Genomic DNA, 24,427 nt, shown 5'->3' on the forward strand with positions numbered 1-24,427 from the left:
CCCGCCGCTTGAAAAGCCGTCAAGCGCGCGCCGATCAGCGCCAAATCTACGCAAATCTTGTGCAAACCACGCGACAAGCAGGCTTCCCCGGTTGACGCCGCACCCCCCTTAGGGCAATCCCCGCCGCATGCTTAAAATCGAAGACATCACCTATTCCGTCGAAGGCCGCCCGCTGTTTGAGGGCGCTTCAGCCACGATACCCACCGGCCATAAGGTTGGTCTTGTCGGCCGCAATGGCGTGGGCAAAACCACCTTGTTCCGGCTCATCAAAAAAGAGCTGGCGCTGGAAAGCGGCGATATTTCGATGCCATCGCGCGCTCGTATCGGTGGTGTGGCGCAAGAGGTGCCGTCTTCCTCGACCAGCCTGCTGGATACGGTGCTTGCCGCCGATACCGAGCGTGCGGCTTTGCTGATTGAGGCAGAAACCGCCCACGATCCGCACCGCATTGCAGAAATTCAGCACCGCCTGAACGACATTGACGCATGGTCCGCGGAGGGTCGCGCCTCTAACATCCTGAAAGGCTTAGGCTTTGATGCCGAGGCGCAACTGCGCCCCTGCTCGGATTTCTCGGGCGGCTGGCGGATGCGGGTGGCCCTCGCCGGTGTTCTGTTCGCGCAACCTGACTATCTGTTGCTGGACGAACCCACCAACTATCTCGACCTTGAAGGCGCTTTGTGGCTGGAAAGCTATCTGCAAAAGTACCCCCACACTGTGCTGATCATCAGCCACGACCGCGGCCTGCTGAACCGCGCCGTCACCGGCATTCTGCATCTGGACAACAAAAAGCTGACCTATTGGTCCGGCCCCTATGATCAATTCGCCCGCCAAGTCGCCGAACGACGCGCCGTGCTGCAAGCCGAGGCGCGCAAACAAGCCGACAAGCGCGCGCATCTGCAAGCCTTCGTTGACCGTTTCAAAGCCAAAGCCTCCAAGGCCGCGCAAGCTCAATCCCGCGTGAAAATGCTGGAAAAGATGGAGACGATCACCGCGCCCGAGGATGCGAAAAAGGTCGTGTTCACCTTCCCCGCACCCGAGGAACTTTCGCCGCCGATCATCAATCTGGAAGGTGTGGCCGTCGGCTATGGCGGTCCGCCGATCCTGAAAAAGCTGTCCTTGCGCATTGATCAAGATGACCGCATCGCGCTTTTGGGCCGCAACGGCGAAGGCAAATCGACGCTGTCCAAGTTGCTTGCAGGTAAGCTTCAGCCCGCCGAAGGCAAAATGGTGCAATCCTCCAAGCTGCGCATCGGCTATTTCGCGCAGCATCAGGTGGATGAGTTGATCATTGACGAAACACCGCTGCAACACGTCATGCGCCTGCGCCCAGCCGAGGGCCAACCGCGTCTGCGCGCGCGTCTTGCGGGCTTTGGCCTGATGGCTGACCAAGCCGAAACCGCCGTTGGTCGTTTGTCGGGTGGTCAAAAGGCTCGCCTTTCGCTGCTGCTCGCCACGATCGACGCGCCGCATTTGTTGATCTTGGATGAACCGACCAACCACCTCGACATGGAAAGCCGCGAGGCTTTGGTCGAGGCTTTGACCGAATACTCCGGCGCGGTGGTTCTGGTCAGCCACGATATGCACCTGTTGGGTCTGGTCGCGGATCGCCTGTGGCTGGTCAAAGGCGGCGCAGTCGCCCCCTACACCGAAGATCTTGAGGCTTACCGCCGCCAGCTTTTGGCGGGGGATGAAGAGGCCAAGCCTGTAAAGCCAGTCGAAAAGGTCAAAAAGGTCAGTCAGGATGAAATCAAGGCCCTGCGCTCCGAGGTCAAGAAATCAGAAGAACGGCTTGAAAAGCTGAACGAGATGCGCGACCGACTGGCCAAGAAACTCGCCGATCCCGCGCTTTATGAGGATGCCCGCAAGGGCGAGCTTGACACTTGGAATAAGAAATACGCCGAGGTGATGGAGGCTTTGGACCGCGCCGAAGCGATGTGGGTTTCAGCGCAGGAAAAGCTGGAGGCTGCCAAGGGTTGAGCGCCGGTTCGCAAAACCCCTTGCCCTGACCACGCGGCTGCCCGTAACCTTTGGCATGGACAGCGCTTTTCTGATCACCGCTTTCGCCACTTTGTTCGTGGTGATCGACCCGCCGGGGCTGGTGCCTTTGTTTATCGCTCTTACTCAAGGCATGGAGGCTGGCCACCGTCGCCGGATGGCGCGCAGGGCTTGTGTTATCGCGGCGATTTTGCTGACCCTGTTCGGGTTGATGGGCGAGGCTTTGCTGGGCTTCATCGGTATCTCGATGCCCGCGTTCCGCATTGCGGGCGGGATTTTGCTGTTTCTGACTGCCCTCGATATGCTGTTTGAACGCCGCACTCAGCGGCGTGAGGGGCAGCAGGCGGACCCGGATCACGATCCGTCAGTGTTTCCGCTTTCAACACCTTTGATTGCCGGGCCGGGGGCGATTGCGACGATGATCTTGCTCGTCGGACAATCTGGTCCGGGTTGGGCGGGCACCTTTGCGGTGCTGGCGCTGTTGCTGGTGATGATGGTTGCCACCTATCTGTTCCTGCTCGCCTCGCCGCCGTTGGAGCGGTTGTTGGGGCGGACGGGAACCATTGTGATCACCCGGTTGCTGGGGATGCTGCTGGCTGCGCTTTCGGTGCAGTTTGTGATTGATGGCGTGCGTGGCACTGGGTTGATTGGATGAATGGCGAGGATTTCGGGCGGCTGGCTTATCTGGGGCTGATGCTGGCTGCGGTGGCGGGCTGGATCATGGTCGAGTATCGCCAGCGTTTGGGTCAGGCGATGCGGGTGGCGCTGGCTTGGGGGTTGATCTTTCAGGGCGTGATGGCGGGCTATGGATTATGGAGCGACATCCGCCGCGATATTCTGCCCGAGCAGGTGGTTTCGCCGGGGCGGGTCGAGATTCCGCGGCATCAGGACGGGCATTATTATCTGCGCCTGAAAGTGGACGGGCATGAGATGGAGTTCATGGCCGATACGGGCGCGACCGGGATTGTTTTGTCGGCCGAGGATGCGGCTTCGGTGGGGATTGATCTGGCGGGCCTTGAATATCTGGGTCAGGCCGAGACCGCGAATGGGGTGGTTCGGACGGCGCGGGTATCTTTGGAGAGCGTGGTTTTGGGACCGTTCGAGGATCAGGGCGTCACGGCTTTTGTGAATGAGGCCGCGATGCAGGGTTCGTTGTTGGGGATGGATTATCTGGGACGGTTCTCGATTCAGATCACGGGCGACAGGATGATTTTGACGCGGTGATTTCGGCTGATCTGAATGTGTCCACGCGTGGACACAGGGCCGATTTACAAGAAATCAATGGGTTAGCGGGGGCCCGTTAAGGATTTGTTAAGCTTTTGGCGCTGACAGTGGCGGCTGTCGCCCATCCTAGCGTGCGGCTTTCTCGGTCTTTTTCTCCCACCGTCCCGATTCCTCTGACCAGTATTGCGCCGCAAGTCCTGCAGTGGTCAGCGCCGTCCACAGGCGGCGCGCGCCTGCCAGTGCGACATCATCGGCACCGTCAAACAGCACCCAGACGCGCTGCAGATTGGCAGCCTCGGCTGGTGTTGTCTCGGCCCCGTCCACCAGCATCAAGCCTTCTGCGGCGTTGCCGATGGCACCCTGCCCCAGCAAGATCGGCTGCATCGCGTCATGCGGCCCGCCTGCAAGCCCGTGCGGCAGGAAGCTGTCGTCGCGGTCGGTCCAAAGTGCGGTATCCAAGTTTTGCAGCGCCTCCAGATCGGTGCCGCGCAGCATGACTTTCCAGCCAGCAGACAAAGCCCGCGGCAGAATTGTTGCCATCGTGGCTTGCGGGGTGGAACGGGTCAGATGGTAGAACATCGCCACGCTCATGGCTTTGCCCGCCGCTTTGAAGATGAGTATTTAGAAAAGAGCAACTGGAAGGGCTGGGTCTGGAAGGGTCGCGTCATTTCTCCTCGTACCGATCCCGGATCAAGCGGTTCAGCGCCATCACGCCCCAGCCTGTCGCACCCTTTGGTGCAAGCGTGCTGTCGGTTTTCAGCAACGCCGTGCCTGCGATGTCGAGATGGCACCACGGGGTTTCATCTTTGACGAAGCGGCGCAGGAATTGGGCTGCCGTGATCGAGCCCGCATCGCGGCCGCAAGAATTGACGATATCAGCGACGCGGGATTTCAACTTGTCATCATAGCCTTGGCCCATCGGCATCCGCCATGCGCCTTCGCCTTCTGCGCCTGCGGCTTTCAGGAAAGCGTTGCAGAGCGCGTCATCGTTCGAGAATACGCCGGTATTTTCATGGCCCAAGGCGACGATGACCGCCCCGGTCAGGGTGGCGAGGTTGATCATACCCGTCGGTTTGAAGCGTTCCTGCGCATACCAAAGCACATCAGCCAGCACGAGGCGGCCCTCGGCGTCGGTGTTGATAACCTCGATGGTGACACCTTTCATCGATCGCACCACATCGCCGGGACGTTGGGCGCGACCGTCGGGCATGTTTTCCACGATGCCGACAAGGCCCACGACATTGGCCTTTGCACCGCGCAAGGCAAGTGTGCGCATCACACCCGCGACGGTGCCCGCGCCGCCCATATCCATCGTCATATCCTCCATCCCGCCCGCAGGCTTGATCGAGATACCACCGGTGTCAAACACCACACCTTTGCCCACCAGTGCAAACGGCGGCTGATCTTTCGGACCACCATTCCACTGCATGACGACGACTTTCGACGGGCTTTCCGAGCCTTGACCCACACCCAGCAAAGCGTTCATGCCAAGTTTGGCAAGCTGGTCTTCTTCAAGGATTTCAACCTCTAGCCCCAGTTCCTGCATTGCGGCAAGGCGGGCGGCGAAATCATCTGTGGTCAGGATATTGGCAGGCTCGTTGACCAGATCGCGGGTGAAGAACACGCCCTCGGCAACGGCCGCCATCGGGGCCGCGGCTGCGGCGACGGCTTCGGGGTTTGTCACAGCGATGGTGACGGGACCGGGGGCCTTCGGTTGGCTGGATTTATGCGGGCTGAAATCATAGGCGCGCAGGGCAAGGCCGAACGAGATTTCGGCGGCTTGCGGGTGGTTTTCGGCAATCAGCACAGCGCCTGCCGGGGTCAGCGCGCGGGCCACAGTTGCACCTGCCTTGCGTGCCTCGGCAATCGTTGCGCGGCGTGGCAACTGAATCAGTTGGACCGCGTCGGCGGCAAGCCCGGTGGGAAACGCCAGATCAAGACTTTCGCCGGGTTTCAGCTTGGCTGCCGCCTCGGACGCCATCGCACGCGCCACTGCGCCTTTGGTCAGGGCGTTCAGCTTGCGCGCCGCCGGGCTGGTGGGCTTTTCGGCATCAAACAGCAAGGCGATGCGCCCGGTCTGGGTGGCCAATGCATCAAGGGCGACGGCTTGGAACTGGATGGCGATGGGGTGGGACACCGGGCGTTCTCCGAAATGGGCGCTGTTTCGCGGCAGGCTAGCGAAGCGGGGTTGGGATTGCCAGATACCAGTTTTCCCCGCCGGGGTTTTCCGCTAGGTTCGGGCGCAGTGATTTGGGGCAAGGATGTTCGGTGTCGAGATTCGACCGCTATTTATTATCGCAACTGCTAGCACTTTTCGGGTTTTTCTCGCTAGTGCTGGTGGCGGTCTATTGGGTGAACCGCGCGGTGGGGCTGTTTGACCAGTTGATTGGCGATGGCCAGTCGGCGGTGGTTTTCCTGCAGTTTTCGCTGCTGACCTTGCCGAATGTGATCCGGTTGGTGTTGCCGATTTCGGCCTTTGTCGGGGCGGTTTACGTTGCCAACCGGCTGATGTCGGAATCCGAATTGGTGGTGATGCAGGCGACCGGGTTTTCGGCGTTCCGGCTGGCGCGGCCGGTGTGGTATTTCGGGCTGATCGCCACGGGTATGATGTTGGTGCTGATGCATGTGCTGGTGCCAGCCAGCCGCAGCGCCTTGGCCGAGCGGTCTGAAGCGATCTCGCAAAACGTCTCGGCGCGGTTTTTGAAGGATGGGCAGTTCATTCATCCGTCAGACGGCATCACCTTGTATATCCGCGAGATTGCACCCTCGGGCGAGTTGCTGGACCTGTTTCTGGCAGATGACCGTGATCCTGCGGCGCGCGCGCTATATACCTCGCGCAAGGCGTTGTTCGCGCGCACGGACGACGGGCCAAAGCTGCTGATGGTTGATGGTATGGTGCAACTGCTGGGCACGAAGCGGCAGTTGTCGGTGACGCGGTTTGCGGATTTCACCTATGATATGGCGGGTTTGATCGAGGCTCCGGGTGCGCGCAACCGCAATATGGCAGAGCTTTCGACGCTTGAATTGCTGCAGCCGACGCCCGCGCTGGAGACGGAAGTGAACGAGACCGCGGCCAGTCTGCTGTTTGAGGGCCATAGCCGGATCGGGCAGCCGTTCATGGCGCTGGCTTCGGCGCTGATCGGGTTTTCGTCGTTGCTGCTGGGGGCGTTCAGCCGGTTTGGCTTGTGGCGTCAGGTGGGGGTCGCGGTGGCGTTGCTGCTGGTGGTGCAGGGGATTGCAACCGTGGCGACCAGTGTTGGCGAAAGTGCGCCTCGTGGCTGGATGCTGGCCTATGCTGCACCGCTGATCGGTGTGGCGATTGGCATGTTTGAGTTGTGGTTGACCCAGCGCCCGCGCCGGGTTGGGCCTGCCCAAGCGGCCCCGGATGCGGTATTACCCGAGGGGGCGGCATGACGCTGACGTTTTATATCGCGCGGCGGTTTTTGCAGATGTATCTGCTGGTGTTCAGCGTGTTTGCGGCGATTTTGCTGCTGATCGACGTGATTGATCAGCTGCGCAAGTCTGGGGTGAGCTTGGGCGGCGCGATGTATCTTTCGCTGCTGAATGTGCCGGAAAGCCTGTATCAAATCCTGCCATTGATCATGATTTTGTCAGCGATTGCGCTGTTTTTGGGTCTGGCGCGGTCGTCTGAACTGGTGGTTGTGCGCGCGGCGGGGCGGTCGGGGTTGCAGTTTTTGCTGGCCCCTGTGGTGATGGCCTTGTTGATCGGGGCTGTTGCGGTGGCGGTGTTCAATCCTTTGGTCGCGGCGACCTCGAAAGCCTATGATCGGTTGGCGGCGCAGCGCGGGCAGAATGGCTCGGTCTTGTCGATCTCGGAAGACGGGCTGTGGATGCGGCAGGGCAATGAGGCCGGACAATCGGTGATCAAGGCCGAGCGGAGCAATCCCGCAGCCACCACGTTGCAAGTTGTCACCGTGATCAGCTTTGCCCCCGACGGCACGCCTGTTGAGCGGATTGAGGCCGCGTCTGCAGAGTTGTTGCCCGGAGAATGGCTGCTGAAGGGTGCGAAACGCTGGTCTTTGACCGATCAAAACCCCGAGCTTTCCGCGCAGGCGGCGGCTGCAGACATTCGTCTTCCGACCGATTTGACACAAGACCGCTTACGCGCGGGGTTTGCAGAACCGTCAGCTGTGGCGTTTTGGGCGCTGCCCTCGTATATCAAGGCGTTAGAGCGGGCTGGCTTTTCGGCGCGCAATTATCAGGTGTGGATGCAGATGGAGCTGGCCTTGCCAGTCTTGCTTGCGGCGATGGTGCTGATTGCAGCGGGCTTCACCATGCGCCACGCCCGCTTTGGCAAAACCGGACAGATGGTGCTGCTGGCATTGCTGGGCGGCTTTCTGATCTTCTTTTTGCGCAATTTCGCGCAGGTTCTGGGCCAGAATGGCCAGATCCCGGTGCTGCTAGCCGCGTGGAGCCCACCCATCGCTGCAACCTTTCTGGCGCTTGGTCTGCTGCTACATCTGGAGGATGGCTGATGTTTCGCCTCCTGAGTTTGCTTGTCGCCTTGGGTTTTGCCCTGCCCGCTTTGGCGCAGGATAAGGCCACTTTGGTGGCGGATGCCTTGCAGATCAAAGACAATTCAACCCTGATTGCCAGCGGCCATGTCGAGATTTTCTATCAAGGCCAAAAGCTGACCGCGCAAAGCGTCACCTATGATCAGGCGGCGGATCGTTTGCTGATCGCAGGCCCGATTGTGCTGACCGATGGCAAAGGGGCGGTGATCTTGGCCAATCAGGCCGAGATGGACGCCGATCTGACCCAAGGTGTGCTGACATCGGCGCGGTTGGTTTTGCAGCAACAGTTGCAGATGGCCGCCGCCGAAATCCGGCGCGTGGATGGCCGCTATACGTCGCTGCAGCGGGTGGTGGCCTCGTCTTGCAAGGTCTGCGCGGGCAGTTCTGTGCCGCTGTGGGAAATTCGCGCCCGCCGCGTGGTGCATGATCAGGCCGAGCAACAGCTGTATTTCGATCACGCGCAGTTCCGTCTGGGCCGGCTGCCGGTGATGTATATTCCGCGGCTGCGGATTCCTGACCCAAGCCTGAAACGCGCCTCGGGCTTTTTGCTGCCGGTGTTGAAAAACAACTCTAACTTCGGCACCGGGCTGTTGCTGCCGTATTTCATCAAAATGGGTGATAGCCGCGATCTGACGGTCACGCCGTTCTTTACCACGGATGGCTCTCGCACGGTCAATCTGCGCTACCGTGAAGCCTTTACCACCGGTTTTCTTGAGGTTTCGGGCGGCGTCTCACGCGATCAGCTGATGCCGGGCGAGACGCGCGGCTACGTTCTGGGCACCGGCGCATTTGTGCTACCGCGCGGCTTCAAGCTGGATCTTCGCGTCGAGGCGGTCAGCGATCCGGCTTATATTCTGGATTACGACTACCCAACCGCTGACCGTCTGGAAAGCCGGGTTGAGGTCAGCCGCACCCGCCGCAACGAATATATCTCGGGCCGGCTGATCGCGTTTCACTCGATCCGTGACGGCGAAGACAATGCCACCCTGCCATCGCGCATCGGCGATCTGACCTATCATCGCCGCTTTACCTTGGGCAGCTTGGGCGGTGAAGGCGGGTTCGAGTTTCAGTTGCATGGCCACGAGCGCACCTCGAATGATGCGTTGAACGACGTCAATATGGATGGCATCGCCGATGGCCGCGACATGCAGCGCCTGTCGCTGCGGGCGGATTGGCGCAAGAATATCCTGCTGGACAATGGCATGGAAGCCGCCGTGCTGGGTGAGGCCGCCGCAGATTTCTACCTGATCGGGCAAGATGCAGAATACGATGGCAGCAAGACGCGTCTGCATGGGGCACTGGGCGCTGAATTGCGCTGGCCTTGGGTGAAGTCGCAGGCCAATGGCGTTTCCCAAGTGATTGAACCTGTGGTGCAATTGGTGTTGGCCTCGCGCTCTGGCACCTCGATCCCGAACGAGGACTCGGCGCTGGTTGAATTTGACGAAACCAACCTTTTCGACCTGAGCCGTTTTCCGGGCGCGGATGCTGTTGAAAATGGCACGCGGGCGAATTTGGGCGTCAGCTATCTGCGGCTGGACCCCAATGGCTGGACCTTGGGGGTGACGGTGGGCCGGGTGCTGCGAACCGAAGATCTGGGCCAGTTCAGCACCGCATCGGGTCTGAGCGGCGTCAGCTCTGACTGGATGGCGGCTTGGCAGCTGGAAATGGCCGGGCTTAATCTGACCAACCGGCTGGTGTTCGACGATCAGTTCAACATGACCAAGGCCGAGGTGCAGTTGGCCTATACCGGCGATCGGTTCAACGTGGTGACAGGCTATGTGCATACCGAGGCAGATCGGTTTGAAGACAGTGCGACGCTGATCTCGGACCCAATTTCCGAGCTTACCTTGGCCACTGGCGTCAAGCTGACCGACAATTGGAGCGGGCGCGTCGCCAGCCGTTATGATTTTGAGGCCGAGCGTGCCGCCAAGGCAGGCTTGGGGCTGACCTATCGCAACGAATGTTTGCTGGTCGATCTTTCTCTCTCGCGTCGGTTCACGTCCTCGACTAGTGTGAAGCCGACCACGGATTTCGGGCTTTCGGTGGAACTTCTGGGCTTTGGCGGCAGTTCTGCGCCGGGGCCCGCGCGCCAGTGTCGGCGCTAGACTGCAGAACTGAGCATAATAAACGGACGGCGGCGGGTGATCATGGTGCGACCGGTAAATAGACTGATGGCTTTGGCGGTAGTGGCGCTGGTTGGCTTTGGTGCCCCCGTGGCGGCCGGGCCGTTTTCGCCGATAAAGATCGTCAATGATCAGGCGATCACGCAATTCGAATTTGATCAGCGCGTGTTGTTCATGACGCTGTTGCGCCAACCCGGCGATCTGCAAAAAGCCGCGATGGATACGTTGATCGACGACCGCTTGCGGATGTCGGCGGCCAAGCAGTTCGGCGTCAAGATGAGCCCCGAGCAGTTGAAAGCCGGGATGGACGAATTCGCCTCGCGCGCCAATCTGACCGCCGAGAAATTCGTCGAGATCATTGGCCAGAATGGGGTGCAGCCGGAAACCTTCCGCGATTTCGTGGAATCCGGGCTGGTGTGGCGCGAGATTGTGCGCGGCAAATTCGCAGCCGGGGTGTCGATCTCGGAGACTCAGATCGACCGGGCCCTGGCGAATGGCCGGCCCATGGCGGCGTTGCAGGTCAAACTGTCTGAAATCGTGATCTCTGCAAAGGGTGCGGGCCGGGATGCGGCGTTGCAGCGGGCCGACAAGCTGCGGCTGCAACTGCGCGGTGGCGTGGATTTCGCAACTTTGGCGCGGCAGAATTCCAGTGCAGCCTCGGCTGGGCGCGGTGGCGCGCTGGATTGGATGCTGCTGACCGAGCTGAAACCGGATGCGGCGAAGGCCGTGCGCGCCCTTGCGCCGGGTCAGGTCTCGGCCCCGGTTGTGCTGGATGATCAGGTGGTGATCTATCAGTTGCAGGAGCAAAAACAGGAGATGGTGCAGCCTTCCGGTGCCATCGTTGTGGACTACGCGACGTTTCTGGTGCCGGACGATGGCGTATCGGCTGCCAAGGTGCGTGGGCAAGTGGACAGCTGCAATGATCTTTATGCGGTCGCAAAGGGGCTTCCGGCGGAGCGTTTGACGCGGCAGACAGTGGCGCAAAACCAACTGCCGAAAGATGTCGCGGGCGCCTTGTCGCTGCTGGATGCGGGCGAATCCTCAACCGCGATCACCCGGGGCGGTTGGCGGGTGTTTCTGATGCTGTGCCGTCGTGGCCCGCCGGAAACCGAACAACCGAGCCGGGATGAGGTCAGGCTGCAGCTGACCAACCAGATTTTGGGTGCTCAGGCCGATATCTATCTGGAAGAGCTCCGCACCGAAGCGATGATCCGCACGCCATGAGCCTGCCCGCATGACCTTACCTGTCGCGCTGACCTGCGGAGATCCATCAGGGGTTGGCCCAGAACTGGCGCTGGCGGCCCGCAAGGTTCTGGGCGACGCCGTGCCGTTTTTCTGGATCGGCGATCCGCTGCACTTGGGCGCTGCCGCGTATCAGGAAATCGCCACGCCCGCAGAGGTAGCCACTGTCGCGTGGGATCTGTTGCCCGTGTTGCCGCACCGCTTTGCTGGCCCCGCCCTGCCCGGCCAACCCGCACCTGAAAATGCCGCTGGGGTGATTGCGGTGATCGAGCGCGCGGTGGCCTTGGTGCAATCGGGCCAAGCCTCGGCAGTGTGCACCGCACCGATCCATAAAAAGGTGCTGAAAGACGGCGCGGGCTTTGCCTTTCCCGGCCATACCGAATTTCTGGCGCATCTTGCAGGGGTTGACCGGGTGGTGATGATGCTCGCCTCACCGATGTTGCGGGTGGTGCCGGTGACGATCCATATTGCGGTCGCTGATGTGCCGACCGCATTGACCGATCAGCTGTTGGAAGCCACCATCCGCATCACCGACGCAGGGCTGCGGCAGGACTTTGGCGTCGCACAACCCCGCTTGGCCGTCGCGGGCCTGAACCCGCATGCAGGCGAAGGCGGCGCGATGGGGATGGAAGAAATCACCCTGATCACCCCACTGCTGGAGAGGTTACGGGCCGAGGGCTTTGATCTGCGCGGGCCAGCCTCTGCCGATACGATGTTTCATCCCCGCGCGCGCGAAAGCTATGATGCGGCGATCTGCATGTATCACGACCAAGCCCTGATCCCGATCAAGACGCTGGATTTCGACGGCGGGGTGAATGTGACGTTGGGGCTGCCGTTTGTGCGCACCTCGCCAGATCATGGCACGGCCTATGACATCGCGGGCAAGGGTTTGGCGCGGCCAGACAGTTTGATCGCCGCGCTGCGGATGGCGCATGAGATGGCAGCCGCCCGCTTGCGGTAGACCGCTGGGGCCAGCCCCAGACCCCGGGATATTTAAGAACAGATGAAAGGGCTTTTTGTGAGCACGATTGACGGATTGCCACCTTTGCGAGAGGTGATCAAGGCGCATGATCTGGTGGCGAAAAAGCAGTTGGGGCAGAATTTTCTGCTCGATCTGAACCTGACGGCGAAGATTGCACGGCTGGCGGGCGATCTGTCAGCGTGCGACGTGTTGGAGGTTGGCCCCGGCCCCGGTGGCCTGACGCGCGGGCTGCTGGTCGAGGGCGCACGACGGGTTTTGGCGGTGGAGAAAGACCCGCGCTGCGTGCCTGCGTTGGAAGAGATTGGCGCGGTTTATCCCGGGCGGTTGCAGGTTATCAACGCCGATGCGATGGAAGTGGATGTACTGGGGCATCTGAATGCACCGGTGCGGGTGGTGGCGAACCTTCCGTATAATGTCGGCACCGAGCTGTTGATCCGGTGGCTGACGCCGAAAATCTGGCCGCCATTCTGGCAGAGCCTGACCTTGATGTTTCAGAAAGAAGTGGCCGAGCGGATCGTGGCGAAGCCGCGCAGCGATCACTATGGGCGGCTGGCCTTGTTGGTGGGCTGGCGGTGTGATGCAAAGATCGTGATGCATCTGCCGCCAGAGGCGTTCACGCCCGCGCCCAAGGTCCATTCGGCGGTGGTGCATCTGACCAGGCTGGAGGCCCCGCGATTTGCCGCCGATGAGACGGTGCTGAACCGCATCACCACGATGGCCTTTGGGCAGCGCCGCAAGATGCTACGCTCCAGCCTGAAGGGCATGGGGCCGGCAATAGAGGCGCAGTTGGAGGCGGCGGGGATACCGCCAACCGCGCGCGCCGAAGAGATAGAGTTGGAGCGGTTTTGTGCTTTGGCGCGGATTGTCGCCGCGGGATAAACGGTTGTGTTGCAGCATCTGACAGCAAAAAGCCCGCGTGATGCGGGCTTTTTGTTTGGCTTGATCTGGCTACGGAGCCAGGCTTATTCGGCGGCTTCGGTTTTATCCGAAGGTCCATCCGCTGCGCCATCCGTGCTTTGTGCCGCGGGCTTTTTGCGCGGGGCACGCGTGGTTTTCGGGGCGGCTTCAAAGCCCGGCAAAACCTCGGCAACCGGCTTTGGCGCGCGCGGGGCACGGGTTTTCACCGGGGCAGCGGCGGCGGCTTCGACTTGGGCAACCAAAGCTGCGGGCGATTCAAAGCGGGGTGCTTCTGCGCGGGGGGGTGCAGCAACCGGAGGCTCAGCGCGTGGGGCTTCAGAGCGTGGTGCTTCGGTGCGTGGTGCTTCGGCCGCCGGTTCTTCGCGGCTGGTCACAAAACGAGGCGCTTCACTGCGTGGTTGTTCGTGGCGAGGCTGTTCGTTTCGTGGTTGTTCAGTGCGTGGCTGATCATTGCGCGGCTGATCGCTTGGCGCAGCGTCATTGCGGGGCTGAGACTGGCGCTGTTGATCGTGGCGGGGCTGGCGCTGCTCACGGTTTTTATCATCGCGCGGGCGATTTTCCTGACGATTGTTGTCTTGGCGGCGCGGCTGGTTGTTGTCGCGCGGCTGATTGTTGTCGCGCTGCTGGTTGTTGTCGCGCTGTTGGTTGTTGTCACGCTGCTGATTGTTGTCGCGCTGCTGATTGTTGTCGCGCTGTTGGTTGTTGTCGCGACGATAATTGTCCTGCCGCGGCTGTTGGCGGTTGGCCTCTGGCAGATCGACGAGGGTATGCTCGTCTTCGTCGACCACATTGAAACCGCTGGTATAAGGCTGATCCGCGTCAGAGGCGTCGTTACGCTCGGGGCGGTAATCGCCGCGCTCATTGCGGTACTCTGGCCGATCACGGTTGGCGTTTTGGCCGCCGTTCTGAGCGTTGTTGTTCTGGCCGTTGTTGCCATTCTGGCCGTTGCCACCATTTTGACTGGTGTTGCCAGACTGAGTGGTGTTGCCGGACTGGCCGTTTTGGCCGCCCTGATACTGCTGACGGCTTTCCTGTTCGGCAGCCATCTCGCGCGTGGCTTCGGCCAGCATGCGGGTGTAATGTTCAGCGTGTTGGCTGAAATTCTCGGCAGCCACACGGTCGTTCGAGCGCTGTGCGTCGCCCGCCAGCATCTGATATTTCTCGATGATCTGTTGCGGCGTGCCGCGCACTTTGCCTTCGGGGCCAGAGCTGTCGAAGACGCGGTTGATGATATTGCCGAGGGTGCGCGGGCGATTCGTCTTTGAACGCGAACGGGACTTGGAAGAGCGCATCTTGTCCTTTGATCCAGATAGTCCGGTGGTATGCGCCTGATCCTGTCAGGATCGTCTGCCCTATCGGGGCATGGCAGCAATGACCGGGTTTGCGCGGGTCAGTGCCGAATTGCACCGAATGTCGCGTGGAATTGAATAATCACAGGGGGGGGCTTCTGACAAGGAGATTCTTGTGAGAATCCTCCAAATCAGCCGCAATCAGCGCCACCTTGCGGCTTTTCGCCGCAAACAACGCGGTCGCGGCCGTCAAGGTCTTGGAGGGTGCGGATGTTGATCAACCCCTGTGCGGCCAAGAGCGTGGTGACCGCATGGGCTTGGGTCGGGCCGATCTCGAGGATCAGGCGCCCCCCTGCCAGCAGCCGCGCCGGGGCTTGGGCAGCGATGGCGCGATAGGCATCAAGGCCGTCGCCGCCGGGGGTGAGGGCCGCGTGAGGCTCCCACTGCAGAACGTCGGGGGAAAGGTTTGGCATCTCGGATGCGGCGATGTAGGGCGGGTTTGAGGTGATCAGATCAAAGCGGCCCGAGATGCCTTTCAGCCAATCCGATTGCAGGAATTTCGCGCGGGTGGCGAGGTTCAACGCAGTGGCATTTTCTTGCGCGACGGCAAGCGCTTTGGCGGAGAGGTCACTGCCAACGCCGCTTGCCATCGGCATATCGCCAAGGCAGGACAGCAGGATACAGCCAGTGCCGGTGCCAAGATCCAGCAGTTTGAGGAACGGGCGCGACAGGGCTTCAGCCACCAGAATTTCGGTCTCGGGGCGGGGGTCGAGGGTGTCTTTGGTGACTTTGAAGCTGCGGCCCCAGAACTGCCGCTGCCCGGTGATTTGCGACACCGGCTGATGATTGCTGCGGGCGGTGATGGCTGCATCAAAGGCGGCTTGCGCGGCAATGCTCAAGCCATCGGGGAGATGCAGGGTCAGGCGGTCTGGCGCGATGCCCATTGCGTGCGCCAGCAAAAGGCGCGCGTCGCGGGGGGCGTTTTCGATGCCTGCGGCGGTCAAGCGCGGGATCGCCAAGCGCAGGGCATTTTGCGCCGTCATGCCTCCATCTCGGCCAGTTTGCTGGCTTGATCGTGGGCGACCAGCGCATCGACGACTTCGATCAGATCGCCCTGCATGATCTGGCCCAAGGAATACAGCGTCAGGTTGATGCGGTGGTCGGTCATCCGGCCTTGCGGGAAGTTATAGGTGCGGATGCGTTCTGAGCGATCCCCCGAGCCGACCTGAGATTTGCGTTCCGCCGCGCGGGCGTCATCGACGCGGGCGCGTTCCAGATCGAACAGGCGGGCGCGCAGCACCTGCATGGCAATTTCCTTGTTGCGGTGCTGCGATTTCTGCGCGGAGACCACTATCATCCCGGTGGGAATATGGGTGATCCGCACGGCGCTGTCGGTGGTGTTCACGTGCTGACCACCAGCCCCGGAGGCGCGCATGGTGTCGATGCGGATATCAGAGGCTGGGATCACCAGATCGACCTCTTCGGCCTCGGGCAACACGGCGACAGTGGCGGCAGAGGTATGCACCCTGCCCTGCGCCTCGGTTTCCGGCACACGCTGGACGCGGTGCACGCCGGATTCAAACTTCAGTTTGGCGAACACACCTTCGCCCGCGATATGCACCTGCACATCCTTGATGCCGCCAAGTTCCGAGTCCTGCTGTTCCAGCACTTCAAAGGTCCAGCCCATTTTCTCGGCAAAGCGCTGATACATCCGCAGAAGGTCGGCAGCGAAAAGCGCGGCCTCATCCCCCCCGGTGCCGGGGCGTATTTCAAGGATGGCGGGGCGGGCGTCGGCAGCATCTTTTGGCAAAAGTGCGATTTGCAGCCGCGATTCCATCTCGGGGATACGGGCTTTCAGCGCGGGCATCTCATCCTCCGCCAAAGCCTTCATTTCGGGATCGGCAAGCATGATCTCGGCCTCGGCCAGATCGTCCAAAGCGCGGCGATAGGCCACGATCTCATCCGCGACGGGCTTTAGATCGGAATATTCGCGCGACAAGGTGGCGATTTCAGCCGGCGATGCGCCTGCGTTCAGCTTTGCTTCGAGAAACTCGAAACGCTGGGTGATCTGGGCGAGTTTTTCTAACGGAACCATGCCAGCGGTTTGGCCAATCGCGCGGCTGCGGTCAAGAGGCTGCCGTCACGAGGATGCGGCCAAGAGGCATGGGCGCCTTACGGCGTGGTGGCCAGCAGCGTGGCTTGGGTCGGCGCGTTCCAGATGAAGCCATCAATCGGATAGGCACGGCCCAAGGTATCGCCGACGCTGGCAACCTTGACCACAGACCAATCGTTCTTGGGCGAGACATCCACAACGGTCATGCCCAAGGAAATCTGGCTGGGCTTCCAATTGGCATGGTCGATCAGAATTTCGCGGTCAGATACCACTTCAGAGACAACCGCAACATGGCCCTTTGGCAGCTTGCGGGTTGAGGAAAACGCCATCACAGCGCCCTCAACTGGCGCATGGCCGCGTTGGAACTTGCCTTTTGCCTGATCCCACCAAGTGCCCGCATTGCCCTTGATCTCGACCCCACTGGCATCGCGCGCAAACGGCACGCACCAGACCTTTTGGCCCTTTGCGCGCTTGGCTTTTGCGTTGCCGATGGCTTTTGAGACGAAATTCGGGTTCAGGCCGGGTTCAAGCAGATCAGGGCGGGATGAAAGCATGGTGACTTCCGAGTTGGTCGGCACGCAGGCGGCTGTCAGGGCCAGGATGCCACACAAAGCGGCAAAGCGTGGCACTGCGGCCAAATCGAGGAAGTTTACAGCCATGTTCTGTCCCAAGTCTTTTTGTTTTGCTTTGCCGCGGCGCGTCTTGGTTGATCCAAGCTCACGCTGCACTGCGGCGGACATTCACCGATCCGTGTCAAAGATCAACAAACTGAAATATGGCTTGGCGGTAATCCGCCGCTCAATTCAGCAGATCTGGCAAGAAATGGTCAAAAACGGCCAGTTTTGGCGGCTTTGCGGCTGATATGGGCTGTGCGATGAGCGCTTTTTTTGGGCGGTGGAGGGAACCAGTGCGCGCTAGCGCGGGCCAAGCGCCGCGATCCAGCCCGAGATTCGCGCCGCGTTGACGCCGAAATCGCCTTTGCCAAAGCGCTGGCGGCCATAGAGGGTGATGCCGTCTGGCGTGGCTTCGGCGGTGGTGTAATCGGGAAAGCCCCAGAACAAAGAGCGGGTTTGCCAAGTGATCCGCCCCGTCTCTGCGCTGCCCGCGATGCGGACGGTGCGCGGGGTGGCGAGCGCGGCGCTGTCAAGGGCGGCCAGCATGGCTTGGGTCTGATCGGGGGCTGCAATCAGATCGGTGTAAGCTCCGTTTGGCACTGGGCTGATCTTGTCGGGACTGGGGGTGGCAAGGGCCGCCGGGCGCGGAGCAAGCGCTACGTGCCACTGCGCCGGATCGCTGGGAGACAACCGGATGAAGGCCATGACCCCCGCCAAAGCAACCAAGACTATGATGGCGAAGGTCATGATTTTCCTCATCTTTGTGTTTTGGCCCAGTGGTAAAGGCAGATCAGCTCATACCCCACATGCGCGCCCGCGATGGCGGTGGCGCCTGTGGTATCATAGGGGGGCGAGACTTCGACAATATCGCCGCCGACCATGTTGATGCCCGCCAGATCGCGCAGGATGGCTGCGGCTTGCCAGCTGTGCAGGCCGCCCCACACTGGGGTGCCTGTGCCCGGGGCGACAGATGGGTCAAGCGCGTCGATGTCGAAGGTGAGGTAGGTCTGATGATCGGCCACAATGTCTTTGATGCGGGCGACCGTGGCCGATGTGCCGCTTTCATGCACCCAGCGCGCGTCGATGACGTTGAAGCCAAGGTAGTCTTCGGTGGTGGTGCGGATGCCGATTTGCACCGAGCGCGCGGGGTCGACATAGCCCTGTTTGACCGCCTTATACATCATCGTGCCGTGGTCGATCCTGCTCATGTCGTCATCGGGCCACAGGTCTGAATGGGCGTCGAAATGGATCACTGAAAGCGGCCCGAATTTCTCCGCATAGGCGCGCAGGATCGGCAAAGTGATATAGTGATCGCCACCCAAAGTGATGCTGCCCGCACCTGCGGCGAGGATTTTGGCGATATGCGCGGTCAGCGTGTCCGGGAAAGCGCTGGTCTTGGCATAATCAAACGCGCAATCGCCGTAGTCGATAATATTCATATCTTCCAGCGGGTTGGTTGGCCAACCATAGGGCGGGTCATAGGGCTGCAAACTGCTGGCCTCGCGGATCGCACGGGGCCCGAAGCGGGTGCCTGTGCGGTGGGTCACCGCCTGATCAAAGGCGACGCCGGTGATGGCAAGATCCACCCCGGTGAGGTCTTTGGTATAAGTGCGGCGCAGGAAGCTGGTTGCCCCCGAGAACGCATTCTCAAAGGCATAGCCGCGCTGGGTGGTGCGGGTGAAAGCAGTGTCGATTTCGGATTTGGCGTCTTCTAGGGCCATGATAAACTCGCGGATAAACGCGCTTGCGTCTTTCCCCCGAAGGGCCGGAGACGCGCGGATCCGGGGGTGCAGAGGAAGCCAGCCGCAGGATGTTGTCAAGTCTGATACGGCGGCTTTGGCGGGGCTGTCGAACCCTCCGGGGGGAGTATTTCAAAAAGAGCAAATCGGGGCGCGGGGCGGTGTTGTGCCAAAACGCGGCGAATCAACGGTTAATCGGCTGATTTTCCAGCGGAATCGCTGTCTGGAAAACGGCCATAAACCGTATGGAAAGCGGCCATACTTTTTGCGGGCTTTGGCGGGATTAAGCGGGCGGGCGGTGGGTGTGGGTCTAACCCGCCAGGCGGAGTATTCAGATTGCCCTGAATACTCTGCGCGACGTTGTGCTGCCGTTTCGGTCAGCCCAGACGATGCCCTTCGCGCACCAGATCGTCGCTGACGCGGCGGATGGCGGTTTCGAGCGTATCTACGACAAAATCAACTTCTGCTTCGGTGATGATCAAGGGCGGCGACATCACATTCAGATGGCCGATCGGGCGCACCAGCAGGCCGAGGGATTCGCAGACATCCGAGATGCGTTTGCTTTCATTCACCTCATCGGGCAGCAGCTCTTTGGTGGCTTTATTGGCGACGTTTTCCACGCAAAGCATAAGGCCCTGCCCGCGCACATTGCCAACCAGCGGCAGATCGGCGAGCGTTTGCAGACGGGTGTTGAAATAGGCGCCGACGCGGGCTGCATTGGCCAGCAGGCCCTCGCGGTCGAGAATCTCGATGTTTTTGAGCGCGCAGGCGCAGGAAACCGGATGGCCGGAATAGGTCAGGCCGGTGGTGAACCAGCGATGACCGCCGCTGGCCATCGCGTCCCAGATGCGGTCAGACAAGATCAAAGCGCCCAACGGCAGGTAGCCCGAGGTCAGGCCTTTGGCGCAGGTGATCATATCGGGCTGCACGCCGAACGCATCTTCCGAGGCGAACCAATGGCCGATCCGGCCAAAGGCGGTCACCACCTCGTCCGCAATGAACAGGATGTCGTGGCGCTGGCAGACCTCCCACATCCGGCGCAGATAACCTTGGGGGGGCACGATGATGCCGCCCGAGGCCTGAATCGGTTCTGCGATAAAGCCGCCGATGCGGTCGGCACCGACTTTGGCGATCAGGGCTTCAAATTCCGCGATCAGGTCATCGCAGAATTGCGCTTCGGTCATATGGTCGGGGCGGCGGTAGGGGTTGGGGCAAGACAGATGGTGGATGCCTTCGGTCTTGTAGCGGAATTCCTCGATCCGGTCGCCGTTGCGCTTGCCGACCGATTGGGTCAGGTAGGTCGAGCCGTGGTAAGAGTTTTCCCGCGCCACGATGTCGGTTTTATCAGGGTTGCCGCGCGCGTGGTGGTAATAGCTGACCACACGCACCGCCGTATCGACCGCCGTAGAGCCGCCGGTGGTGAAATGCACGCGGTTCAGATCACCGGGGGCCAGTTCAGCCAGTTTGGCGGCAAGGCGGGCGGCGGGATCATTGGTCATGTCAACAAAGTGGTTGGCGAAGGCCAGACGTTCGGCCTGTTCGGCAATCGCATCGGCCATTTCCCGACGACCCAAGCCGATATTGGTGCACCACATGCCGCCTACGGCGTCGAAATACTCGCGCCCCTGTTCATCCCAGAGTTTCGCCCCCTGCCCGCGTGCGATCACCAAAGAGCCGGCTTTCTCGAACGGCCCGAAGTTTGCCCAAGGGTGCAGGACATGGGCGCGGTCCATCTCAAACGCAGAGGTGTTCGGCAGGCTTGCGGGGGCATTCATTTTGAATCTCCAGTCAATATGATTTGGCCAACATAGCCAAAGCCCATAAAAATGCCAGAGGGTATTTGATCAAAAGTTTAGAACAGGCTTTGCTTTGCTTTCGACAGCTTGAAGCCATGCCCGCCGGGGTTCGTACATTCCATGCCGGATTTTTCAGAGGTGCAGGTGAACGGGCCAAGCGTGATCGACTTGCCATACCCCAACTCGACGCCGCCGGGATCGGCAACGGCATCCGAGACGCATGCCAGATAGCCTTTGCCGCCCGCGTCGACGGCAAAGCTGCTGCCCCAGTCAAATTCGCAATCCGCCGGGGCTTTGCGGTAGGTGGGGGTCAGTGACGCCATATCGCAGCGCACTTGCGCGTAATCGCCGGTCGAGATCGCGCATTGGATATTGCCCGAGGGCGAATGAAAGGCGAGGTAATCGTCGGCACAGGCCGGGGCTGCGATAAACGGGGCTGCGAGCAAAGTGAGGGCAAAGGTGAGGCGGTTCATAATGGCTCCTGTCATATCAATGGCAGCAGCTTAGCGCAGCCGGGGGCGGCTGCGCTAGAAAGTTATGCGGCGATCAGGCCAAGGGTTGCGCGCGTTCAACCAGACGCGCGAAGAACGACGCACCGATTGGGGCGGCTTCGTCGTTGAAATCATAGGCTGCGTGGTGCAGGCCAGCGCCCGGCCCGGTGCCCATGAACAGATAGGCGCCTTTGCGGGCTTCGAGCATGTAAGAGAAATCTTCCGAGCCCATTTCACGCACGGAATTGCCGTTCACCGAGGTTTCGCCAACGACTTCGGCGGCGACTTCGGTGGCGAAAGCGGCTTGCTCTGCGTGGTTGATGGTGGCGGGATAGCCCCAGTCATAGTCGATGCGGGCCTGCACACCGTAAGCGGCCGCATGACCTTCGACGATCTCATAGAAGCGCTTTTTCAGCAGGGCGCGGACTTCGGGTTTGAAGCAGCGGATGGTGGCGGCGAACATCGCCTCTTCGGGGATGATGTTGGAAGCGGTGCCAGAGTTCACCATCGTCACCGACAAAACCGCCTCGTCCAAAGCATAGATGTTGCGCGGGATGATGGTCTGGATTGCCGAGATCATGCCGACCAAAGCCACAATCGGATCAATGGTTTCATGCGGGGTGGCGCCATGGCCGCCCTTGCCGGTGAGATAGACATAGGCGGTATCGACGCTTGCCATCAGCGCGCCGGGGGTCGTCAGGAAATGCCCAAAGGGCACGTTCGGCGCGTTGTGGATGCCGTAGACCTGTTCGACAGCAAAGCGGTCCATCACGCCCTCGTTCACCATCACCATGCCGCCCGCGCCGTCTTCCTCGGCGGGTTGGAACATCAGCGCCACGCGGCCCTTGAAGCGGCGGGTTTCGGCCAGATATTTCGCCGCCCCCAGCAGCATGGTCACATGGCCATCATGGCCGCAGGCGTGCATCTTGCCGGGGATGGTCGAGGCGTATTCGGCCCCGGTGATTTCCTGAATAGGCAACGCATCCATATCGGCGCGCAGGCCGATGGTCGGGCCATCTCCCTGTCCGTTGATGATGGCGACGATGCCGGTCTTGGCGATGCCGGGGTGAATCTCATCAACGCCGATTTCGCGCAAACGCTCGACGATATAAGCAGCGGTGTTGTGGCAATCGAAAGACAGCTCTGGATTCGCGTGCAAATGCCTGCGCCAGCCCTTCATTTCCTCGGCATAAGCGGCGATACGGTTGAGGACGGGCATGCGGGACTCCTGATTTGCTAGCCTTTGATCAAATCTTATCTGGAAGGGATCGGCAATGCCCCTGCCCCATTCTGACGACCGCTCCGATCAACTTGTGCGTGATCCTGATGGCGGCATCGCGCGGCTTTTGGAGATCATGCGGCGGCTGCGCGATCCGGTTTCGGGCTGCCCGTGGGATATCGAGCAGGATTTCGCCAGCATCGTGCCCTATACGATCGAGGAAGCCCATGAGGTAGCGGACGCAGTCGCGCGGCAGGCTTGGGATGAATTGCCGGGCGAATTGGGCGACCTTTTGTTGCAGGTGGTGTTTCATGCCCAGATGGCGACCGATCAGGGGATCTTTGGATTTCAGGACGTGGTTCGGGCGATTTCTGACAAGATGATCGCGCGGCATCCGCATGTGTTTGGCACCGAATCCCGCGACAAATCGTCCGAACAGCAGACGCTGGATTGGGAGAAGATCAAGGCCGCTGAACGCGGTGGCCAGACAGCCCGCGTGCTGGACGGTGTGGCTTTGGGTCTGCCGGGGCTGACCCGCGCGGTGAAACTGCAAAAGCGCGCGGCGCGGGTGGGGTTTGACTGGCCTTCCACCGATGAGGTGGTTGCCAAAATCGCCGAAGAAGCCGCCGAACTGGTCGAGGCGCGCGATCAGTTGACCCAAGCGGAAGTCACTGAAGAATTTGGCGATTTGCTGTTTGTGATGGCCAATCTAGCGCGGCATCTTAAGGTTGACCCAGAAGCTGCCTTGCGTGCGGCCAATGCCAAATTCAGCCGCCGCTTTGCTCGGATTGAGGATTGGCTGGCAGAGGCGGGACGCAGCCCTGCTGACAGCGATCTGGCGGAAATGGATGCGTTGTGGAATCGCGCCAAGGCCGAGGAAAAATCGCGCTAGGCGGCGGGTGGCGCAGCGGTCAAAGCTATTTACTCAGGTATTGACGCATCAGGCCGCATCGGCTTTAAGCGCGCCTAGATACCTGACAAAAGGACTCAACCATGAAGCTGCGTTTCAGCCTTTTTGCGCTTGCACTGGCCAGCACTGCCCTGCCCGCACTGGCCGAGGAAGTGAACATTTATTCGCACCGCCAACCCGAGCTGATCCAGCCGCTGATCGACGCGTTCAGCAAGGAAACCGGCATCACGGTGAATATCGCCTTTGTTGACAAGGGCATGGCGGAACGTCTGGTGGCCGAGGGCGACCGCTCACCCGCCGATCTGATCCTGACGGTGGACATCGCGCGACTGATGGAAGTGGTGAACGCAGGCGTCACCCAGCCCGTCGACTCGGCAGTGCTGGAGAAAAACATCCCCGCCGAATACCGCGATCCGGGCAAGCAATGGTTCGGCCTGACCGCACGGGCGCGGATTGTCTATGCCTCGAAAGAGCGCGTGGCTGATGGCGAAATCACCACCTATGAAGATCTGGTCAACCCGAAGTGGAAGGGCCGGATCTGCACGCGCTCGGGCACCAATGACTATAATGTGGCGCTGACCGGGGCCATTCTTGCGCATCACGACGCGGCCTATACCAAGACCTGGCTTGAAGGTCTGAAGGCCAATCTGGCGCGCAAACCCAATGGCGGCGACCGCGATCAGGTCAAGGCGATCTGGGCTGGGGAATGTGATATTGCTATCGGCAACACCTATTATCTGGGTCAGATGCTGAACGATCCCGAGCAGAAAGAATGGGCAGACTCGGTGCGCCCGGTGTTTGCGGTGTTTGAAGGCGGCGGCACCCATATGAACATCTCGGGGGTGGCGATGACCAAATCGGCGCCGAACCATGATGCCGCGCTGAAGCTGATGGAATGGCTGTCGTCAGACGAAGCCCAGCATATCTATGCCGAAACCAACTACGAATTCCCGATCGAGGCTGGGGTCGAACGCTCGGCCTTGGTGCAAAGCTGGGGCAGCTTTACGCCAGACAGTCTGACGCTGGCCGAGGTCGCCGCCGCGCGCCCCGAAGCGTTGAAGCTGATCGAAGAAGTCGATTTCGACAACTGATCCGCTGATCACCGATAGAAGTTTGCGAAGGTCGCCGTGGCTTTCGCAAACTTCCAACACTTTTCTGTCAAATTCTTCACCTAGAGCAAGCAGTGCGACCTGTTGCTTGTTTTGAGTGTGCCGAAATGAAATTCGGCTTGGTGGAGTG

General features: G+C 60.7%; 22 protein-coding genes and 1 pseudogene. 11 read left to right on the forward strand and 12 right to left on the reverse strand.

What is annotated here, in order from left to right:
- Positions 1-127: 127 nt before the first annotated feature.
- Genes QQJ98_RS13025 through QQJ98_RS13035 form a run of 3 tightly spaced genes read left to right on the forward strand, consistent with a single transcriptional unit; the run spans position 128 to position 3,217 of the window.
- Positions 128-1,975 carry an ABC-F family ATP-binding cassette domain-containing protein gene (locus QQJ98_RS13025; RefSeq protein ID WP_284325784.1) on the forward strand — a complete coding sequence of 616 codons (1,848 nt, stop codon included), beginning with the start codon at positions 128-130 and terminating at the stop codon, positions 1,973-1,975.
- A gap of 55 nt (positions 1,976-2,030) precedes the next feature.
- A complete protein-coding gene (locus tag QQJ98_RS13030; RefSeq protein ID WP_284325785.1) occupies positions 2,031-2,648 on the forward strand; it encodes a MarC family protein in 618 nt (205 codons plus the stop codon).
- The gene (locus QQJ98_RS13035; protein ID WP_284325786.1) at positions 2,645-3,217 is read left to right on the forward strand and encodes a retropepsin-like aspartic protease family protein; all 573 of its coding nucleotides are present in this window, start codon (positions 2,645-2,647) and stop codon (positions 3,215-3,217) included. The genes QQJ98_RS13030 and QQJ98_RS13035 overlap by 4 nt, the downstream gene beginning before the upstream one ends.
- Before the next feature lie 126 nt (positions 3,218-3,343).
- On the opposite strand, the gene QQJ98_RS13040 is transcribed toward QQJ98_RS13035, so the two are convergent.
- Complete coding sequence (locus tag QQJ98_RS13040; RefSeq protein ID WP_284325787.1) at positions 3,344-3,808, reverse strand: DNA polymerase III subunit chi; 465 nt, start codon at positions 3,806-3,808, stop codon at positions 3,344-3,346.
- Positions 3,809-3,881: 73 nt separating this feature from the next.
- A complete protein-coding gene (locus tag QQJ98_RS13045) occupies positions 3,882-5,354 on the reverse strand; it encodes a leucyl aminopeptidase (RefSeq protein WP_284325788.1) in 1,473 nt (490 codons plus the stop codon).
- Between the two features lie 131 nt (positions 5,355-5,485).
- On the opposite strand from QQJ98_RS13045, the gene lptF reads away from it, so the two are divergent.
- From lptF to rsmA, 6 genes are read left to right on the forward strand one after another with little or no spacing between them, the layout of a single operon-like run.
- A complete protein-coding gene (gene lptF, locus QQJ98_RS13050) occupies positions 5,486-6,631 on the forward strand; it encodes an LPS export ABC transporter permease LptF (RefSeq protein WP_284325789.1) in 1,146 nt (381 codons plus the stop codon).
- Positions 6,628-7,713 (forward strand): LPS export ABC transporter permease LptG, encoded by a 1,086-nt coding sequence (gene lptG / locus QQJ98_RS13055; protein ID WP_284325790.1) that lies wholly within the window; start codon positions 6,628-6,630, stop codon positions 7,711-7,713. The genes lptF and lptG overlap by 4 nt, the downstream gene beginning before the upstream one ends.
- The gene (locus QQJ98_RS13060; RefSeq protein WP_284325791.1) at positions 7,713-9,857 is read left to right on the forward strand and encodes an LPS-assembly protein LptD; all 2,145 of its coding nucleotides are present in this window, start codon (positions 7,713-7,715) and stop codon (positions 9,855-9,857) included. Before lptG ends, QQJ98_RS13060 begins: the two co-directional genes overlap by 1 nt.
- A 42-nt stretch (positions 9,858-9,899) precedes the next feature.
- Positions 9,900-11,099 carry a peptidylprolyl isomerase gene (locus QQJ98_RS13065; protein WP_284325792.1) on the forward strand — a complete coding sequence of 400 codons (1,200 nt, stop codon included), beginning with the start codon at positions 9,900-9,902 and terminating at the stop codon, positions 11,097-11,099.
- 10 nt (positions 11,100-11,109) lie between these two features.
- A complete protein-coding gene (gene pdxA / locus QQJ98_RS13070; RefSeq protein WP_284325793.1) occupies positions 11,110-12,078 on the forward strand; it encodes a 4-hydroxythreonine-4-phosphate dehydrogenase PdxA in 969 nt (322 codons plus the stop codon).
- Between the two features lie 57 nt (positions 12,079-12,135).
- Positions 12,136-12,978, forward strand: a complete 843-nt coding sequence (gene rsmA, locus QQJ98_RS13075) for a 16S rRNA (adenine(1518)-N(6)/adenine(1519)-N(6))-dimethyltransferase RsmA (protein ID WP_284325794.1) — start codon at positions 12,136-12,138, stop codon at positions 12,976-12,978.
- Positions 12,979-13,061: 83 nt separating this feature from the next.
- Here rsmA and QQJ98_RS13080 read toward each other — a convergent pair whose 3' ends face one another.
- The 10 genes and pseudogenes from QQJ98_RS13080 to QQJ98_RS13125 all read right to left on the reverse strand — a co-directional run bounded on the left by QQJ98_RS13080 (position 13,062) and on the right by QQJ98_RS13125 (position 22,278).
- The gene (locus QQJ98_RS13080) at positions 13,062-13,391 is read right to left on the reverse strand and encodes a hypothetical protein (RefSeq protein WP_284326229.1); all 330 of its coding nucleotides are present in this window, start codon (positions 13,389-13,391) and stop codon (positions 13,062-13,064) included.
- A 662-nt stretch (positions 13,392-14,053) separates the two neighbouring features.
- Positions 14,054-14,309, reverse strand: a pseudogene (locus QQJ98_RS13085) (DUF4167 domain-containing protein); the annotation flags it as partial.
- Between the two features lie 188 nt (positions 14,310-14,497).
- Positions 14,498-15,349 carry a peptide chain release factor N(5)-glutamine methyltransferase gene (gene prmC, locus QQJ98_RS13090; RefSeq protein ID WP_284325795.1) on the reverse strand — a complete coding sequence of 284 codons (852 nt, stop codon included), beginning with the start codon at positions 15,347-15,349 and terminating at the stop codon, positions 14,498-14,500.
- The gene (gene prfA, locus QQJ98_RS13095; RefSeq protein WP_284325796.1) at positions 15,346-16,401 is read right to left on the reverse strand and encodes a peptide chain release factor 1; all 1,056 of its coding nucleotides are present in this window, start codon (positions 16,399-16,401) and stop codon (positions 15,346-15,348) included. The genes prmC and prfA overlap by 4 nt, the downstream gene beginning before the upstream one ends.
- A gap of 77 nt (positions 16,402-16,478) precedes the next feature.
- On the reverse strand, positions 16,479-17,078 hold the full coding sequence (locus QQJ98_RS13100) for a CHAP domain-containing protein (protein WP_284325797.1): 600 nt from the start codon (positions 17,076-17,078) through the stop codon (positions 16,479-16,481).
- 255 nt (positions 17,079-17,333) lie between these two features.
- A complete protein-coding gene (locus QQJ98_RS13105) occupies positions 17,334-17,780 on the reverse strand; it encodes a DUF1499 domain-containing protein (protein WP_284325798.1) in 447 nt (148 codons plus the stop codon).
- An 8-nt stretch (positions 17,781-17,788) separates the two neighbouring features.
- Complete coding sequence (speB, locus tag QQJ98_RS13110; protein ID WP_284325799.1) at positions 17,789-18,754, reverse strand: agmatinase; 966 nt, start codon at positions 18,752-18,754, stop codon at positions 17,789-17,791.
- Positions 18,755-19,149: 395 nt separating this feature from the next.
- The gene (locus tag QQJ98_RS13115; protein WP_284325800.1) at positions 19,150-20,547 is read right to left on the reverse strand and encodes an aminotransferase; all 1,398 of its coding nucleotides are present in this window, start codon (positions 20,545-20,547) and stop codon (positions 19,150-19,152) included.
- Positions 20,548-20,624: 77 nt separating this feature from the next.
- The gene (locus QQJ98_RS13120; RefSeq protein ID WP_284325801.1) at positions 20,625-21,041 is read right to left on the reverse strand and encodes a DUF6636 domain-containing protein; all 417 of its coding nucleotides are present in this window, start codon (positions 21,039-21,041) and stop codon (positions 20,625-20,627) included.
- Between the two features lie 73 nt (positions 21,042-21,114).
- Positions 21,115-22,278, reverse strand: coding sequence for a M20 aminoacylase family protein (locus QQJ98_RS13125; RefSeq protein WP_284325802.1), 1,164 nt, complete (start codon positions 22,276-22,278; stop codon positions 21,115-21,117).
- A gap of 55 nt (positions 22,279-22,333) precedes the next feature.
- On the opposite strand from QQJ98_RS13125, the gene mazG reads away from it, so the two are divergent.
- A complete protein-coding gene (gene mazG / locus QQJ98_RS13130) occupies positions 22,334-23,170 on the forward strand; it encodes a nucleoside triphosphate pyrophosphohydrolase (RefSeq protein WP_284325803.1) in 837 nt (278 codons plus the stop codon).
- A 101-nt stretch (positions 23,171-23,271) separates the two neighbouring features.
- Positions 23,272-24,279 (forward strand): Fe(3+) ABC transporter substrate-binding protein, encoded by a 1,008-nt coding sequence (locus QQJ98_RS13135; protein ID WP_284325804.1) that lies wholly within the window; start codon positions 23,272-23,274, stop codon positions 24,277-24,279.
- Positions 24,280-24,427 lie beyond the last annotated feature (148 nt).

Source organism: Cypionkella aquatica (assembly GCF_030161095.1).
Classification (GTDB): Bacteria; Pseudomonadota; Alphaproteobacteria; order Rhodobacterales; family Rhodobacteraceae; genus Cypionkella; species Cypionkella aquatica.